We start from the raw sequence: 17,315 nt of genomic DNA, 5'->3' as shown, positions 1-17,315 counted from the left end.
AAAATTTGGCCTGGGGGCCATTTTTCCTCACCCCCCTCGTGGGCTCGGGGGGCGTCTGTCCTTTTCGCTGTATTACGCATCCTTCATCGCTTCGCTCTTCGTGATGCTGGACGCGCCCTAACGGTCGCTGCGATCAAAAGCAGCCAGCAGCTGTTCGCTGTTGGCGCCTCCCTTCGGGTCGGCAGAAGCATCAATCGGCTAGGGCCGATTGCCTCAAGCAACAATCGGCTAAGGCCGATTGCCAGAGCCCCACACCCTGCGACGACGCAGCCCCTGGACGATAAAGCCGTCCACGCCCTGCCCCTATGGGCGGCTTCGCCGGTCTTTGCTAAAAGCGGCCACCAGCTTGAGGCTGGTGGTGCCTCCCTACTGGGAGGCAAAGGCAAGCAACGACTTTTGGTCGTTTGCCTAAAAGCTGCCAGCGGCTTTTGGCCGTTGGCGGCGTTTGCAACGCCTAGCCCCTGCAACGGGGCTAAGGGCTTCGCGTCGTATATACGCCTCTTTCCTAAATGCAGGCATTGGCCTCGCCCTACCTTCGGTGGGCTGGCCTCGCCTGCATTTAGGAAAGGGCTCGGTATGCGCTCGAAAGCCGTAGCATCCTCATGCCTAGCATTGCCCTACCTTCGGTGGGCCCGCTGGCATGATTCTGCTACGGCTTGATTTGCTTTCCGGGAAGGCCACCTTTGCCCACCCTTTCGGGGGGGCTCGCTGCCCTTCCCGGGCGCAAATCAAAAACAAAATTCCCGCGTCGTATGGCGGGGAATTTTATGCAATGTAATTGGTGGAGAGTGATTTTGGACGAAGGGAAAACCACTAACGCTGTGAGCGGCTGGGGCCGCTCAGCCGCGATAAGTCGGAGCCGGGAAAAACTGGAGTCCGTGGTGAAATGGCTTGCGTGGTTCGACTACTCCGATAGGTCAACTATTGCTGCCATGCTCGGTGTGGAAGCGGACGGCCAGCGAGCCTTTTTTAAGCGTTTGGAGGATTCGGGGTTTCTGCTCGTTGAGCGCGCTCCCGGAATTGACCGAAAGGTTTATAGCTTGGGCGAGGCGGGGTTTGAGTATGCGTTGATGCTTGTGCCAGAACTGAACCTCAAGCGTCGTCGTCGGTTGCCTTCCTGGGTGACGATGATTCACAGCTTTTCAGTGCAGGCGGCAATCATCACTCGCATGGATGATATCGCCTCGTTCAAGCCAGAAAAGACGTTAAAGCATCTTCGGACTGTTCGCTTGCCCGATGCCATTTTGCTGCTGAAGAACGGTACGACTGTTGCGCTGGAGGTCGAGCTTAATCACAAGTCTAGCCCTCGCGTGTACAACATTTTTCTTTCGCACCTCAAAAATATACGAGGCGGGCACTACGACAAGGTTCTGTACCTTTTCCCAAATCAGGGCCTATGCGCTTTGTACCAGGAGAAATACGACCAGCCTATCTGGCCGATTTATCGGCCGCTCCCTGGGACTACCCGCTTGGCTCAGGACAAGGACCGTAGCTTCACCGCGAGTCCAGTTCACGAAAGCAATCTCATGCTGTTCCAGGTGGAGGTCATGTATTCATTATGAGTTACGCAGAAACTATTTTCGGGCAAGTCCCACTCAAGGCGGTTGGAAGCTGGGAGCTTTTGGAGCACTTCCTTGCTCCGGTGATTCCGCACTACAAAAATCCACTTGTGACTGAGATTTGTGTAAACCGCTTTGACGAAATGTATGTCGAAATCAACAACGTGCTGACGCGAGTGGATAGCGTCTTTGCCTCAGAAGAAAGGCTTGTTGAGTTCATTCGTCAGCTGGGCATTGTTCTTGATCAGCCGTTTGACCAGGATCGGCCAGAGCTTGACGCTCGGTTTCCAAATGGAGCGCGTATCAGTTGTACTCATTCCGCAATGACGCCTTCAGGTGCTACGTTCAGCCTTCGATGCAAACCCGCAAAGGCATACACAATGCCGGAGCTGGTTAGCCTGGGGGCGTTAACCGAGGAAATGGCCGATTTTATTGAAGAACAAGTGGTGGGCGGCGCGACGATGCTCCTCACCGGCAACACAGGTGCAGGTAAAACCGCGTTACTACGGGCCTGTGGTCATTTCATACCGAAAACCGAACGCCTATGTACTGCTGAAGACACTCTTGAGTTAGGCATGCGCTCCATTCTCCCTAACGTGGTCGCTTTTGAGGCTCCGTATCGTGAGCCAAGAGAGGGTAGGCGAGAAGTGACGCTAGCATCATGTATTCGCAAATTTTTGCGTTACAGACCCGACCGCGGCTGGGTGGGTGAAATTCGTGACGCTGCCGCCTGTGATGCTTTCTTTCAATTCATCTACACCGGTCACCGTGGCTCCGCTGCTTCGCTGCACTCGAATGGCCCTGAAGACACTGTGCCACGATTGCAATATCTGATGGCCGCAGCGGGGCTTATCGAGTACGACCTCGCCGGGAGAATGATTCTCGCGGTTTTGAACCTCATGATTCATTGCCACCGCGACCCTCGATTCGGTAGGAAAGTGACGGACATTGCGATTGTGAAAAACGGGGTGATTCATCCGGTTTTCGTTTATGACATAGAAAGCGGTAAGCATCGACGTGTGGGTTAAGCGCCGCTGGCAGCCAGGGGTGCCCCCTGGACGGCAGACCAAAGCCACACCAAGGGCGCGGCCCTTGTCAACGCGCTGGGGTCGCCCAGACCTCGGGTGCGCGGGGTGGTGAAGCTACCCCACACACCCAGGCCAAGACTGGGGGTCACTGCGCACCGTCAAGCAGAATGCGCCTGCGGCGGTCCTGCGGACGCGGAACCCACCTTCGGCGGGGCCCCCGCCATTCAGCTTGACCGCGCTTCGTTTCAAAGACTAGAGCCTGTAGCATTTACTCCCTGGCGCTACCCCTAATTTAAGGACGATTGATGGCTATTAATTTTGAACCCAAGATAGGGCAGGTCCTGGAGTGCAATTACGGGGACTATCAGTACGATGAAGGCGGCGCAATCGTGTTCAAAAACTACGACTACCGCCTGAAGCCGGAAATGATTAAGAACCGTTTGGTGGTGGTGTTGAATGCGCGAATCGACCCAAACGCCTGCATAGTCGTGCCGCTATCGACAACAAAGGATATGGGCAAGCTTAGTCGTGGCTTGCACGTCGAGCTGGGGAGCGATCTGATAGACGAGTTGCCGTACTTCAAGCAACAAACCCGATGGGCGAAAGCTGATTTGGTGGAGCAGGTCAGCAAGCAACGTCTGTTCAAGCCCAGGGCGTTGCGTGGGCATCTTGAACAGGTGCTATCTCGGGAGGTTGTAGCCCTTATTCAAACGGCGGTGATTAGGTCCGTAAACGCTGGTGCATTGCTCAAATAAGATTGACATGCGTGTCAACCGGCCATAGAATTTGCCACGTAGCCCTTGAGGCACTTGAGTTTTATCCCCCTAGAGGGACCTGCAAAGCCCGGTTAATGACCGGGCTTTTGCCTTTCTGGGATTTGTGTTTTGCTCCCTCTCCCGCCTTATTGCTCAATCCCTCACCTATCCGCATGCACTTTCCGATTCTGTCGAGCTGGGACAGGGTAGGGTGACTGGTCGCCCAGGCCGGGGCCAGCCAGCAAGCCAGCGGCGCGCTAGGCACCTGATAGCATTTTTCGGTGGCCAGCTGCGGCACCAGGTTGCGTATTGATAGCAAAACACGACCTGGGCGCAGATCCAGGACAGTGAAAGTGATAGCAAAAACCCCGGCCGGCGCCGGCGCTCGATCGGCATTTTGATAGCAAAATATCTGTACATATAGGATCATTGATCCTATAATGTTTGCGAAAGCCGGGCGAATTGCTCAGCTCACAGCCGGAGAATTCCGACAATGACCACCTCAAGCCACATCCCCACTAGCCGACAAGTCCCTGAACATCGCCGCATGAGCTGCGTATTCCGTTCCTTTGGCCGTTATTCCGTGACCATCGAGCAGTACGCTCAAGACGTTATGCGTGAGTCGTGCGCGGCTTACAGCGGCGGGTTGTGGGACTATTACGAGCTTTCGAACGCTGGTTTCTACATGGTTCCTACGGGAGCTGACACCTACCAGGTGTCGCGCACCAACTACTTTGAAGGGGAGCTTTCAGCGGAAGCCGTGGGGATCATGGTTACGCTCGCAGCGATTATGACGGCCTGGGGCCGTTATGAGATTGACCTGATGGGGTTGCGCTACGAAAGCCTGATCGACTATGCCCGTGAACACGCTGAATGGCCGTTGATTCGCGCAGCCCTGGACTAACCCCATTAAGCCTCTGGTTTGACCAGAGGCTAGCCAGCCTGGGCGAATGCTCAGGCGTTACCCGGAGAATTCCGCATGTCAAACACCACCGCCGCAGCTATCCGCAAACCTAAAACCAACCTCAGCATAGTCACTGATATCATGGACTTTTCGCGATACGGTGCGCTTTCCCAGGCATTCGTGATGGTGGCACTGGAGAGCTACAGCGCTGCTGTAGCGGCCGGAACCGAGGATGAGGTATCCAACGGATTGATTCCACCGGGAGTCTGGAAAGGCATTGCCGAAGAAGTGTTAGAGAAGCTGGAGGCAACAGGCTATCGCACGCCTCAGCAAAAATAGCAGCGTTAAGGGAGCGTCCAGCCTAAATGGCTGGGCGTTCTGCAGGGCGCAATAGGGTGGGTCAGAAATCGCGTCCTGGAGGTCGTATGGATGAGCTTGAGGGGCAGGGCGGGTCAGTCCGCGAACAATGCCTGAGTAGTGCGCCTGATTGGCTTGAGCCATCGGGGGATGAGGTGCGGTTTCTCATGCGCTCGGGCGAATTGGAGCCGCGAGACGTGGCAGTTTTTTTGCGTGTGTCACGCAAAACAGTGAACCGGTGGACCATGAGCCAAGAGGCGATTCCTTTCGCTGCCTGGGTGCTGTTGTGTAGGCGTGTGGGGTGGGGTTTTTCCGCGTATTAGTGTTGTCGTGGTATAGCGAGCCATTCAAAAAAGTCGCGATTTAATATCAGATAGCCATTAGTTTTTGGTTTTTTTCGCCAATGTGTTCAGTTTTTGTTACATATTTGGGAACGGATCCAGAACTAGCTGGTCACACATCCCGTTCATCTGGACTACGGATATGCATATTCGTATTTAGGAACATGGATGTTTGTTGTCGTAAAGCCCTGAATGTGTGACTTGGTAGCTTTTTTGATGCAAAAATAGTGGCCCTGAACCGTTTAAGCGGGTAATTTGCCCGTCTGCTTTCTGATAGATACCGACTAGCGGTATCACATTAAACCTCCGTGCGATCCTTCAGGATCCGGCGCATTTCCTCCTTGAAACTCTCGTACTCACGGGCATTTTCAGGGCGAAATTTGGCGCTGTTCTCAAGTGCGATTTCAAGCAACGCCCTTATGACCATCGAGCGTGAAGGTCTGCCGAAAAATTCTTCGGCCTGAAGGGGCACCACAAATCTGCTGTCCGTGCTTTCCAGGACGTTACCTGGAAGCGTGATGTTCGTCGGCGTCGACTTAATGGCCTTGCTCATTCCGTCGCCTCGACAGGCAAAGGCATTGCCTCTGCATTCGATATGTGTATATATATGCGCATATTGTTGTGCATTTCTAACCAGGGAGTTGTAGATAAATGGGCGAGCATAGAAACCCCGAACTCGAAAATAAAGCGGTATTTACATCGCGGTCCTTCAAATTCGGTCTTCCTACCCGCGTATTCGTCGCTCTGCTGGTGATTGCTGGCTTTGCCGCGTTCGTGAGCTGGGTCTACCTGCCCAAGTTCATTGGCATCCCCCTAAGCATCATTCTGGTCCTTGTGATCTACATTCCGGCCTACCTCGCTCACAAGACGGACCCGGATGCATACGTCCTCTGGATCAGAAGCTTGTTCGCTCACCCGCGACTCACAACGCTAATCAGTCACCGTCGTCCCATCCTTGTACTTGCTCCCGGCCCTGGGGGCGAGTTGATCGTTCAATCCACCTCAAAAGGAACTACCCGATGAAAACTCGGTTTTTGCCATTTATGGCGCTGTTCGGAGCAGCCACGGCCAAAGCGGCAGACAACAACGTCGATATTGGCTCTGAAGGCGACGGACCGTTCGCCCTTGTTGGCGACCTGTTGCAACAAGTCGTCGACTTCGGCGGTGGCCCCGCCGTTACGTTCGTGGTGTTCATTTCAGCCGTGGCGGCTGTTTGCCTCTGGATGATGGTTCCGAAAGAGGCTTCCAAGGCGGTCGCTTGGTTTGCCCGAGTCTGTATCGGCGCAATCATCATCCTGAACATCGCGCTTGTTATCACTTGGTACAAGGGTTTCTAAACATGGCGAGCCAGGGAAGTCCTATCAACAAAGCGCTGTATCCAGCGGGCCTATGGGACGACTACATCTTGTCCCATGCAGGTTCGCTGATTGGTGCGTTAGAGCTCTCTGGTGTCGATCCACAGGGCTACAACCAAGCAGACCTTGCCAGCGCAACCACCGTAATGCGTAACCTCATCCAGTCACAGCACCCCGATACCTCCGTAACCCAGTATTACTGGCACTACGAGGGTGCAAAGGTGAAGCTCAAGGAACGCTCCAACAAGCGTAGCCGTATGCTTTCTGAGCGCCGGGAAAAATTCCTCAACGAAACCCGGAATCTTTGCACAAGTCGTCTGTATTGGATGTTGGACGTACCTACTGAAGCCAATCTAAACAAGCTCATGTCAGCGGCATCCCTCAAGATGGTGTTCACAGCACCATTTGAGCGTAAGGCCCGCCAAGCCCTCAAGGCTCGGTTTAACCACTGGGGGTCTTGGATTGTCGAGCGTAGCGAATTGCGACGTCAGGTTGATCTACTGGATAGCGCGCTAGACGACTTGGACGTCCGGTTGCAGATCCTTTCCCCTCACAACACCAAGCAGTCTGCGGCTCAGTTGTGGGCATTGTGCCGAGCTACCGTAAACCTTCGGCCCGAGTACCTGGACCAAGCACAAAAAGAGGCTGTGCCCAGCGATGATTGGGACCGGCTGTTAACTGACGGTGACATTACAGAAATCAACATTGACGGCCTGGATCTTCTCAAAATCGAAGGGCCAGAGCCCGTTTATGCGCGCATTGCTTCCGTTATCGGCTATGGCTCCGCGCAGACGCCATACGGCATGTGGGGGGCTGGTGAGGCTACGCCTATCATGCAGAAGGGCAACTATCTTGTCGTAGCCAAGGCGCGCCCTATGTCCACCCTGGACAAGGGCATGATGCTGAAGGGTAAGTCAGACGAGTTAGCACGCAGCCAGATCAAAATCACTCAGTTGTTGAAGGGTGAGGATGTAACCGGCGACGTTGAAAAGAGAATCAACGATAGCCCGATTCTGAAAAAGAAAATGCTGGAGCTTGAAGAAGCCGCTAACTCCCCGGATCGCTCGTACTACTACCATTCGCATGTTGTGGTTTTCGACCGTAACCCCCTGAAGCTAAAAGCTGCTTGCCGCGATATGGGCACGGCTCTCACACAGAGCCACTTCAACGTAGTGTGGGAATCGGTCGGAATGGCCGACTTATTCCCCATGCTGCTGCCTGCCTATCCGAAGCGGTGTTTCCGAAGCGTGGAGTTCACATCCTCCCAAGTCGGTGCATGTTCGTTGGGTTACCGCGCACACAACGGCATACCGGAATGGGGTGATGAAGATCATCGGGAGGAAGCCGTATATATCCTGGAAAACGAAGACGGGAGCCCCTTCTATTTCAGCCCGTTTATCGGTGACAGGGCTTTGACCCTGGGTGTCGGTCCAACCCGGTCTGGTAAGTCATTTGCCAAGAACGTCATGGCCGGACACTTCCTCAAGTTCGGGTCCCAGCTTGCGGCAGATCCTCACGCGGTTAAAGCGGGCCTTGAAGCCGCCGCGCTGGGCTCGCTGTACCACTCAGTGGACGTGGACGCCGGTACTGAAGGTGTAGCCGAATTCTTTGGCGACGAGGGCGGCATATTCCGCATTGAAGATCCTGCAACAGATCGAGGCTTTAGCCTGTTTTGTAGCTGCCAGGGTGAGGACGACAGCGCCTTTGCGCACCACGCGCTGTCGCAAATCCGAATCATGCTCAGCTTGAATGACAGCAAGGAGCTGCAAGAGCTTGAGCCAGCGGAGCAGAAGCAGTTGGACGATGCAATTGCGTCGGTAATGGCCGATACATTGCCTAAGCACCTGAAAACCATGTCCACGTTGTATGACATGGTGGGAGCAACCCTGAAGCTGAAACTTCAGCGCTGGGTGCGAAAAACAAATGGCATGTATCAAAACTTGTTCGATAACGTGGAAGACGGTATCGGCAACCTGAACAAAAGAATCGCAGCGTACAACTTATCCGGGGTGAAGGACCGACCCGCTCTTGCGCAGCTCGTAACAAACGAAATTTTCTTTCGTGTATCCCGGCGATTTGAAGATCCCGCGTACCGCTCCGTCCCCAAAACATTGTCCATCGACGAGGCTAAATATTTCTTCAGCATTCCTGGAGCTGTAGAGCTTTCTGTAGCCAAATCGCGGACTTGGTTTAAACATAATGGCGGCATGGAGTTCTGGACCCAGGACGTAGACCACTACGGCGAGATTGAGGGATGGAACACGCTGCGCTCGTCTGCCTCGACCTGGATATTCATGGCAGATCAGGCCATGAATAAAACTTCATATCAGCGCGTCTTCCCGGACCTAACCGATGGCGAATGTGAAGCTATTGCGCGGCTTAAGCCGCGTCAACAGTTCTACATAATTCAACGGGAAGTAGGTATTTCAAAAGTTGTGAATCTATTCGTAGCGCCTGAAGAATACGTGCTTGCAACCAGTCGCCCGAATGAATCGCTCATTGTGCGTCAGATGCTTAAAAAGTATGACGACATCGACGAAGCAACTGCCGAAATGGTTAAACGTATCTTCAAAAAGAATGGAGGCTAAGGAAATGAAACAAACATTAAAAGTGCGTATGAAGAAACTTGCCGTCGCTATCATTATGGCGATTACAGCAACTCAACCAGCTATGGCCCCCGCTAGTGGCTTTCCTGTAGTTGATATCGCGTCGGTGGCCCAGGCAGTAGCGGACTACTCAAACCAACTGTTGCAGTACACAGAGCAGATGCAACAGACCATTTTGGAACAGAGCCAATTGGCCCAGCTCATCGCAACTTATGAGCAGACCATGACCAGTTACTACCATATGCTTTCGCAGATGCAGGGCTTGTCCCGGTTGATCGACAGACGCGATTACATGGCGATCATGAAGCGGTTTTCCAATGTTATTGATATGTACCCAGGCAATGCGCCGGACTTCAAGAGCAAGGAGTGGATTGCGAAGGGTAAAGAGCTGTCGCGTATGTATGACCGTGTTTCTGATGCCCGTGACCTGGAGGACGCTATCCGGGCGATCCCGTTCGATGCCAAGTCCCAGGAACGTCAGGAAACCGCAGCGGCCCAGGCGTTCACCATGGATCAGATGGCGGTGGGGCAAAGCCTGTTCTCGGAAACCATGAATGACGAGTTGCTTACTAATGTTGAGCGGGCTGGTGAAGTTGCGACTAAGCGCCGGTCACTAGGCCCGGAAGATCATTTGGCTACATTGCAACTGCTAGCCGAGCAAAACGAATTGAGCATTGAATCGGATCAACAAGCTAACGCAATTGCGAACGCACAGCTTCAGTATTCGAACCAATTACCGAATCACTTCTTTGCACGGCAGAACTTGGCGCGCCAAGCAACATTGGAGGAAACCAAAGCTCGACTCGGCACCGAGATAGAAGTTGATAACTCCCCGCTTTCCGATTACTAAGGAGTAAATTATGAAGACTGTTATCGTTCTTGCATTGGCCCTTCTTTCTGGCGTTGTTTACGCTGCGCCGGATGCTGCCCGTCTTCAGGAGCTACAAGCGGCTACAAAAGCTTGCAAAGCAAAGGGCTTTAAAACGGTAGGCGAGCAGGAAGATTGTGTACACGCGGCTTATGTGAAGATCAACAGCGATACCCCGTCCCGTGGCACTTTGTATGCAGAGAAAAATTACAAAGGCTTCAGTAAGGCCCAGGCTGAAGGAAAGTTGTTGTCGTTGAAAAAAGAATACGACAAGGCCCCGAAAGGCACGTACTTCCAGGCGAGCAAAAAGGCCGGTGCGGTTGACCGCGTGAGCATTCTCAATGAAGGATGGTGGTTGCAAACTAACATCCTGGGCGCACGCCAAACGCAAGGCGATCCATGGTTCATTGAGTGCAAGGACGGCGCTAAAACCTTGAACTACGTTCGTCGCTGCCCGCTGGGCAAAGGCGGGGCCAAGTAATGTCTCCCATGCTGATAACTGCGCTGATGGCCCTGGGCACAGTGTTCTCACTGAGCGGGCTTGTGGTGCTGCGCATGCACCGCAAACAACGACGCTTACAGGTCCAGGCGCTCCAGGATGCTCCAGCGGCCCAGTACACCTATAACCCAGCCACGAACCTCTATTCATTGGTCGACGCAAAGCCTATTGCTCACGTCTACCAAGTGGGCCTTATGAGCCGCCAGAAGCGCCAAGTCATCGCGATGGCTTTATGCATGCTGGCCGTATTTTTGGCCCCGTTGATGTTCATGCAAACAGCAGATGCAGCACTATCGGGTTCAATGCGCGGAATATTCGCCGGAGACTTAAAAGAGTTTGTTTCCGGGATCATGAATGGCGCTGATAATCCTGTTTCGCGTTTTGCCTGGATGATATTCGCGGCATTCGCATTTATTCTAGGTGTGATTGAGGTTTGTAAATTCATCTGGCAGGGTAATCAAACCGAATCACATTTGATTGCTGTTTGTATGTTTTTCATAACCTTTATGATTATGGGATCGTATGACGGGTTTACTGAGGGTATTTGGGGGATTGCGGTCGGTATCTCTAATGGCTACCAGGAACAGCTCGTTGGCAATACTGATAACTTCTTTCTGTCGCAGTGGATGCATAAAGTTTTCGCAGCGGTTGTAGTTGAAGATTTAAGTATATGGGACTCTTTCAAACTTGTAATGTATGTTGGTTCCTGGACCGCTGCTGGCATCTTGTTGGATTCTGTAGCTTATCTGGCGGCTATGTGGGCTGACTTTGGTTATGCGGTGGGGAAAGTTGTCGGGTTTGTGTTTATTCCCTGTCTGCTGCTTCCGGCGACGAGAAGCCTATTTGATGGCTGGTTCAAATTTTTTACTGGATTTGGTTTTCTACTCATCGTCCTAAAAGCCACAATGGTTGTTGCTGCAATTGCGGTTAAATCAATTATTGGCTCGCTTGGCGTTAAGTACACTGGCGGAGGTTTCGCCGGTGAGCCAACAGCAGTAAATATCGGCGTTGACCAGATGTATTTGCTGGTGGATGCATCCGCCATGCTGCTTGTTGCAATCCTTTTCGTTCTGTCGTCCTTCGCGTTCGCTTCAGCGCTCGCGGGCGGACTTGGCAATCTCAGCGGTGGCTTAGGTACAGCGGCGAGCATGGCTGTTAGAAAATTCATGAAGTAAGGAGCGAACGAGCATGAGCGTCGTTTTAGATGAGACTGAACAGAAACAAGCCGATAAAAATAGCAAGGTGCCCGCCGAGAAAGCCGCGTGGCTAGTTGTTAACAATAAACTGTGGCTCTTTGCTCTCTGCTTATTGCTGGTTGATGTGTATCAGGGGTGGAGCAACAAAAGAGCCTTCGATGCGGCAATGAACACGAAGGAGCTTATCTGGATCAAAATGGGTGCAGATGGAAATTCCACTGTCGAGAATTTCGCGCCTGGGGATCAACCAACTTTCTATAAAGCGTCTGTAGATAGTGCGTTGGAGCGCTATCTTTCTTCGCGTTACGGTGTCCAGCCAGAAACGATTAAGAAAGATTATGGTGTCGCTGGCGTGTTCATGTCGCAGCCTATGTATAACGACTTCCTAAGTACGCAGAAAGGCGGCTTCAACGCTGTACAGAAAGCGGCAGATATTCAGGCGAATGGTAATAGCGTAAACCGCGTTGAAATCAAATGGGGTTTCCCTAATCACTACGACAGTTTGCCCGCTGTTTTCGGCAAAGATAAAGTGCCGGGTGAAATGTTTAAATCCAACGTCTACTTTACCGAAATCACGAAAAGCCCTAGCGGCATTCTCGTTAAAGATGGCATGAAACAGAAAATTTGGCGGGGTGAGTGGCACTTCCTCACCAAAAAAGAGTTGAGCAAGAAATCCAAGGAGTGGCTCCGGGCTAACCCAGTAGGGATTGAAATCATTAAGGCGGATGTAATCGACGATCCAGCCGGTAACGAGCGCGAAGAGGCTAATTGAACATGAACAATATTTTTACTAAAGCGGCGGTTGGTGTCTTGCTCGTTACTGCGGGTGTGTCTGCGCAAGCTGCAAGTTGCCGCGTCATTCACTGGAAACCTGACTCTGTACTTCAGATCAATAGCGCACTGTACTTAGGTACGCGGGTTGAGCTGCCCGCCGATAATCTGATTCCGCCAGTCTCCAGTTCCGAGTTGTGGAACGCGGAAGGGGCGGCTAATCAAGTGATGATTAAGCCTAACAGCGATACGGAACAAGGTAAGTCCGGCATTATTCGTATTTGGACTACGGATGGCAGTTCTTACGATGTTGTGGCAAATCGTGCGTCAGGTGCGCAAAACGATGTGTGCGTAAAGATCGTCGCTGATGGGATGTTCTTCACCCCTGGAGCCCGTGATGCGCTCAATAGCCAGTCATCCAATATTGCGCGTGGTGCTGCGGCGTCTGGTCAGCAGGTGCAGATGCTGCAACAGCAACTTGTGCGTCAACAACAAGAGTCCAAAGCTCAAACCCAAAAAGCGGTTTACGAAGCTTTGCGCCGTTTCCGCTATCACGTTTACACCGGCTACACCTGGAACCAGGGCAAAGGCTTTGAAGCCAAGGGCCTTGTAACAGATGTTTATGACGATGGGCGCTTTACTTATATCCGCCTGGATAAGCCAAATCGCGGTCTTATGTCTGTTGAAACAGTGGTAGGTGGTAAAACCGCCGTTGTTCCTACTAAATACGATGATGCTTACGGCATGTATGTTATTTCGGGGATTTATCCAAGTTTCAATTTGAAAATGGATGAATCGGAAATGAGCATCGAGCGTAAAGACAGTAAAACTCTTGGCGAGTTTTAAGGAGGGGCTATGACACAGGAATCCGCTCCGCGAATCATCGAAGAACCTTCGACCCACAAGAAGAAGATGCAAGCTTATTTGGGGATGGCAATTGGTGTTGTGTTTTTCATTCTCCTGGGCATGGTCGTTCTGAACGTCTGGAACAAAATGCAGGAGCGCAAAGCGCCGCCGAAGGTCGACGAGGTAACGACTACCGAGCCACCAGCCGCCGCTGATCGCCAAGCACAGTTCAACGAACTGGCGAAAAACCGCACGGGCCGGGTTTTGCCCTCTGAGAGCGGGGCAGGGGACATCAACGAGCAGTTCAACAAGATCGGCAATGGCGTGCCGCCTGAGCGCAACGGACGCCGGGGAGCGGATGAGCGTCGTGCTTCCAGTGATTCCGATCCAGATGAATCGCCCGAATCTAAGGCTGTTCGACAGTGGAAGGCCAAAGAAGAACTTAGGGCCTTGGGAGCCGCCAATAAGCCCTGGAAGCTGCCCACGGTAGGGAAGGGGGGGCAAGGGGGGGGTATGGGTGTTCCAGGCGCTCCAGCGCCCATGGTTGCCGCTCAGGGCACCCCTGCAAACATCCAGGACCAGATAGCGCATATGAACCGTCCCCTGGATGAGAATGCCAGCCTGGAAGATCGTCGCGCCGAAGTGAAACGCCGGATAGCCGAAGCGCAGAAGCTGCGCCTGTCCCTTCAGCAGAACGGTGCAGCAGGCTTGCCGGAGGCCGCAGGACGGCCAATGGCTAATTCTGCGTCGCCCATGCCTACATTGAACATGCCAGCAGCTCCACAGCAGAGCAAGGCCCCGGCTAATGTTGTCGGCTACCCGAGGAAGAACAAATACGACGCCGATAGTGAAGGCAAAATTAAGGTTCCGCCTGGAACTGAAATTCTGACAACGCTGATGAAAAAGGGCATTTCCGATTACACCGGTACTTCGCTTAAAGCGATAGCCAATCGTGATGTTTACGACACTACCCGCCAGTACGTGATATTCCCTAAAGGCATGGAATTCAATATCAAGATGGTGAGAACTCGCAACGTCAACGAGGCAATATCTAACCGCGTAGGGTTCCTTGTAAAAGAGGGTGTTTTGCCTAACGGCAACTCGATTGATTTTTCTACAGCATCGGTTGGGGATCGTGAAGGCGTTGGAGCAATCGAAGATCAGACCGACTACCACTTAATTCCTCAATTCCTGGGTGTAGCGGCCTACGCCTTGATTGGTTCCAGATCCAGCCGTACAGGTACTGGTGATGATGAAAGTAGCTTTGCAGGCGACGTAGGCGAGAACTCGCGTAGCCAGTTCGCTCCGTTGGCCGAAAAGTACCTGAACATTGTTCCAACTCAAACTATCCGTCCTGGACAAAGCTTTCAAATTGTCACAGAACAAGAAATGTACATCGAACCGTATAAGGATCTTTATGCTAAATACGTTGATTAAAGCGCTGCTGATTGCGGTGATGTTGCCCGCTCTAGCTTTCGCAAAAGATGAAAAGCCAATCCCCCTTGACCCATTGGCGGTATGGGTTCGAACGGTTTACCCCGAAGACGTGCAAACCGTGGGTGAGGCAATTCGTTATCTGTTAGAGCCTACCGGCTATAACGTAGTAGTGGCGTACCCGGCACCAAGCGATGCAATTAGCATTGTAAATAGTCGTGTACCTGCTATTGCCCGAGTCCACCGGACAATGCCTGTAATGGACGCAATCCAAATTTTGATTGGTAACGACAATTGGATTGTCGTTGATCGCAATCATAAGTTGATTAGTTTTTCGGAGAAGAAATCATGAAGCGTTTCCTATTGCTTTGTGCGGTCGTTGCGGTCGTTAGTGGTTGCAACACGACGCAAGTTTCTGGATCGGGTGAGTTTTTCAGTCTGAGCAGTCGCAATGTGGTCTATCGCGATTTGACACGCCCTGTAAGCGCCGATAACGAGCCGGAGCAGAAAAACTATGCCGTACTTCCAGCCCCGACTAAGTAAAGGTCTGGCGGTGGCTGCAATGGCCCTGGGCTTATTCGCCCAGGCCCAAGCGGCTGAGCCAACTGCCCCTGAGGAACAGGAACTCTACGAGTACCTGTTTCCCGAGGCCGGGAAATCGCGTGCCCAGGTCCAGCCAGTGGAGACAGGCGGGACGCAATCGGCACCGGCTATGCAGTCTGCATGGGGAAAGGAACGGCCTCAGGCGTGGTCAGCCGATCAGAAGCAGGCCATGTTGGACGCCTTTAAGGCGAAACCCCCCACCGAGCAGCCGCCGAAGTTGCTTACTTCGCCGGAGGTAAGCGGTACGGCTACATACGCACCCGTAAAGTTAGACGGTCAGCCGTATGCAGACCTGATTGATATTTACTCCAAGAAACAAAACTTGAGCCCGCTGCTGGTTCAGCAAATCATTAAGGCTGAATCAAAGTTTGACCCGAATATTGTCAGCAAGAAAGGCGCGAGCGGGCTTATGCAGTTAATGCCTGCCACCGCGGCTGAATTGAATGTTGACCCATTCGACCCGGAAGAAAACATTAAAGGCGGCACTCAATACTTTGCAATGCTGCTAGAAAAGTACGGACGTGTCGATTATGCCCTTGCGGCGTACAACGCTGGCCCAGGTGCGGTTGATAAGTACAACGGCATCCCGCCATTCGCGGAAACAGAAAACTACGTCAGCAAAATCATGGCAGGCGTTGCACAGTTGGAGGCTAAGAACTAATGAAACTGATCGCAGTTTTTGGCCTGCTACTGTCATGTGTTTCTGTATCGGCAAACTCCAGTGAGTTTGACTTTAACTGGAACGACAAGAACGATATGCGCGGCGCTTACACAATGTGTGCAACAACGGGTTTCACGCAGGGCGATTGTCCGAAGGTCTATCAGAAGTGCTGGCAACCTCCGATGATTTACCGCAAGAAACACAAGATGAAAACGTATTGTGTTGACGCTCCGAACTTCACTTCAAACGAAGACGATAAAAACCGTGCGTTGGACGAAGGTTCAAAACGAGCCAAAGAGATGTACGGCGAGTGAATTTTGCAATGGACTGCTCGCAGATTATGCCTAGCAGTTGCGTCACCTGCTTAGTGGTGAGCTGGCCGGGGCATCCGGCACCTATTTTAGAGCGATCAGGAGCTTACATGCTGACAGATGAAGAAGCCCTATGGCTCAAACAAAGCAGCCCAATTTGGCTAGGTACGCCATTGCAATTGGGTAGCTCTGCAAAGCTGGGCAATTCGATGCGGCTGGGCAACGTGATCGAGCTTGCGACATTGCTTGATCTTATTGAGCGTAAGTTCGATGAAATTGAAAAGCTGGATAATCCAGACGCTACAGATGTTCAGGTTCTGAATTCGGTATTAGCCCGACTTCACGACGCTGAAGATAAGACCGCTTTCTGTGCCGCTGTTGACGAGCGGTTCATAGGCGAATAATTACCGCTACATCTAATAACTGATAAATGAGGTGTAAAAATGGCTAGTGATACTAAGAAAGTTCGTTATGACGCTCTGATCGCGCATGAGTACATGCAGGGCGAAGAAAAAAGAACGTCCTGGACAAAGGTAGGGGCCGCATTCCCTACAGCAGACGGGAAGGGGATCAACGTCGAGTTGACGCCTAACCTCGCTGTCAGTGGCCGTCTTGTCCTTCGGGTGTACGAACCCAAGCCCGCCGCCGAGTAATGCCGTGTGCGTCACGTAGAGCGGTCAAGGGGTTGGTGCGGCCCGCAGCCCGAAGGGCGAGGACTCGGCCCCTTGACGGCGCGAAGTGACCCCCAGTCTTGGCCTGGGTGTGTGGGGTAGCTTCACCACCCCGCGCACCCGAGGTCTGGGCGACCCCAGCGCGTTGACAAGGGCCGCGCCCTTGGTGTGGCTCTGGTACTCCCCGAAGCGAGCCGTAGGCTAGCCCGTAGCAACCCGCACAGTAGCGGTAAAGAATAAGGACAGAACGTGCGTCTGAAGATGTTGAAAGAGCTTTTCAGTGCCGGTGTATTAAGCGGTGCGACCATCGAGCAGTATTGCCCTGAACAGGGGTCATGGACGCTCATAATCCATAAGGTCAACGGCGAGTCTGTCACCGTTACCGTTGCCGCCAAAACTGAAGTAAAGGTCTACATCCGGTTGAATGCCGCCATTATGGATGCTCACCGCCTTGGGTTTCGCAATGTCCAGCTCAGTTTGCCGGAGAATTTCGAGCATGAGGACACTCAGCGCAGCCGCGCATAATGCTATCAAAACCCGGCCCGGGACC

19 protein-coding genes are annotated in these 17,315 nt (G+C 52.7%); 18 read left to right on the top strand and 1 reads right to left on the bottom strand.

Translation table 11 applies throughout. The features are described from left to right. The first annotated feature begins 881 nt into the window (after positions 1-881). The 5 genes from RB216_RS29595 to RB216_RS29575 all read left to right on the top strand — a co-directional run bounded on the left by RB216_RS29595 (position 882) and on the right by RB216_RS29575 (position 4,585). A complete protein-coding gene (locus RB216_RS29595; protein ID WP_308908917.1) occupies positions 882-1,562 on the top strand; it encodes a hypothetical protein in 681 nt (226 codons plus the stop codon). Then, a complete protein-coding gene (locus RB216_RS29590; protein WP_308908916.1) occupies positions 1,559-2,587 on the top strand; it encodes an ATPase, T2SS/T4P/T4SS family in 1,029 nt (342 codons plus the stop codon). Before RB216_RS29595 ends, RB216_RS29590 begins: the two co-directional genes overlap by 4 nt. A gap of 305 nt (positions 2,588-2,892) precedes the next feature. After that, positions 2,893-3,342 carry a type II toxin-antitoxin system PemK/MazF family toxin gene (locus RB216_RS29585; protein ID WP_308908915.1) on the top strand — a complete coding sequence of 150 codons (450 nt, stop codon included), beginning with the start codon at positions 2,893-2,895 and terminating at the stop codon, positions 3,340-3,342. A gap of 493 nt (positions 3,343-3,835) precedes the next feature. Beyond that, positions 3,836-4,246 carry an antirestriction protein gene (locus RB216_RS29580; protein ID WP_308908914.1) on the top strand — a complete coding sequence of 137 codons (411 nt, stop codon included), beginning with the start codon at positions 3,836-3,838 and terminating at the stop codon, positions 4,244-4,246. 75 nt (positions 4,247-4,321) lie between these two features. After that, on the top strand, positions 4,322-4,585 hold the full coding sequence (locus RB216_RS29575; RefSeq protein ID WP_308908913.1) for a hypothetical protein: 264 nt from the start codon (positions 4,322-4,324) through the stop codon (positions 4,583-4,585). Between the two features lie 657 nt (positions 4,586-5,242). On the opposite strand, the gene RB216_RS29570 is transcribed toward RB216_RS29575, so the two are convergent. Next, complete coding sequence (locus RB216_RS29570; RefSeq protein WP_170059021.1) at positions 5,243-5,497, bottom strand: hypothetical protein; 255 nt, start codon at positions 5,495-5,497, stop codon at positions 5,243-5,245. A 466-nt stretch (positions 5,498-5,963) separates the two neighbouring features. Between RB216_RS29570 and RB216_RS29565 the strand changes: the two genes are divergently transcribed. The 13 genes from RB216_RS29565 to RB216_RS29500 all read left to right on the top strand — a co-directional run bounded on the left by RB216_RS29565 (position 5,964) and on the right by RB216_RS29500 (position 17,290). Then, positions 5,964-6,281, top strand: coding sequence for a hypothetical protein (locus RB216_RS29565; RefSeq protein WP_170059023.1), 318 nt, complete (start codon positions 5,964-5,966; stop codon positions 6,279-6,281). Between the two features lie 2 nt (positions 6,282-6,283). After that, complete coding sequence (locus RB216_RS29560) at positions 6,284-8,887, top strand: VirB4 family type IV secretion system protein (protein ID WP_308908948.1); 2,604 nt, start codon at positions 6,284-6,286, stop codon at positions 8,885-8,887. A gap of 4 nt (positions 8,888-8,891) precedes the next feature. Beyond that, on the top strand, positions 8,892-9,755 hold the full coding sequence (locus tag RB216_RS29555; protein WP_170059025.1) for a hypothetical protein: 864 nt from the start codon (positions 8,892-8,894) through the stop codon (positions 9,753-9,755). Positions 9,756-9,765: 10 nt separating this feature from the next. Further along, positions 9,766-10,254, top strand: coding sequence for a hypothetical protein (locus RB216_RS29550; RefSeq protein ID WP_308908947.1), 489 nt, complete (start codon positions 9,766-9,768; stop codon positions 10,252-10,254). Continuing rightward, positions 10,254-11,447: a type IV secretion system protein gene (locus RB216_RS29545; protein ID WP_308908946.1), complete on the top strand. Its 1,194-nt coding sequence runs from the start codon at positions 10,254-10,256 to the stop codon at positions 11,445-11,447. Before RB216_RS29550 ends, RB216_RS29545 begins: the two co-directional genes overlap by 1 nt. Before the next feature lie 13 nt (positions 11,448-11,460). Then, on the top strand, positions 11,461-12,240 hold the full coding sequence (locus tag RB216_RS29540) for a hypothetical protein (protein WP_308908945.1): 780 nt from the start codon (positions 11,461-11,463) through the stop codon (positions 12,238-12,240). Positions 12,241-12,242: 2 nt separating this feature from the next. After that, entirely contained in the window at positions 12,243-13,085 is an 843-nt protein-coding gene (locus RB216_RS29535; protein ID WP_170059029.1) for a TrbG/VirB9 family P-type conjugative transfer protein, read from the top strand. A gap of 9 nt (positions 13,086-13,094) precedes the next feature. Next, complete coding sequence (locus RB216_RS29530) at positions 13,095-14,522, top strand: TrbI/VirB10 family protein (RefSeq protein ID WP_308908944.1); 1,428 nt, start codon at positions 13,095-13,097, stop codon at positions 14,520-14,522. After that, positions 14,503-14,871 (top strand): hypothetical protein, encoded by a 369-nt coding sequence (locus tag RB216_RS29525; protein ID WP_308908943.1) that lies wholly within the window; start codon positions 14,503-14,505, stop codon positions 14,869-14,871. The genes RB216_RS29530 and RB216_RS29525 overlap by 20 nt, the downstream gene beginning before the upstream one ends. Before the next feature lie 162 nt (positions 14,872-15,033). After that, a complete protein-coding gene (locus RB216_RS29520) occupies positions 15,034-15,783 on the top strand; it encodes a lytic transglycosylase domain-containing protein (protein WP_308908942.1) in 750 nt (249 codons plus the stop codon). Continuing rightward, positions 15,783-16,097, top strand: coding sequence for a hypothetical protein (locus RB216_RS29515; protein ID WP_170059032.1), 315 nt, complete (start codon positions 15,783-15,785; stop codon positions 16,095-16,097). The genes RB216_RS29520 and RB216_RS29515 overlap by 1 nt, the downstream gene beginning before the upstream one ends. Before the next feature lie 107 nt (positions 16,098-16,204). Continuing rightward, positions 16,205-16,498, top strand: coding sequence for a hypothetical protein (locus tag RB216_RS29510; protein ID WP_170059033.1), 294 nt, complete (start codon positions 16,205-16,207; stop codon positions 16,496-16,498). Positions 16,499-17,014: 516 nt separating this feature from the next. Then, on the top strand, positions 17,015-17,290 hold the full coding sequence (locus RB216_RS29500) for a plasmid replication protein RepB (RefSeq protein WP_170059034.1): 276 nt from the start codon (positions 17,015-17,017) through the stop codon (positions 17,288-17,290). Positions 17,291-17,315: the final 25 nt, after the last annotated feature.

It is taken from the genome of Pseudomonas canadensis, assembly GCF_030980095.1.
GTDB lineage: Bacteria > Pseudomonadota > Gammaproteobacteria > Pseudomonadales > Pseudomonadaceae > Aquipseudomonas > Aquipseudomonas canadensis.
The sequence above is the reverse complement of the archived record's forward strand: the minus strand, read 5'-3'. Positions and strand labels throughout refer to the sequence as shown.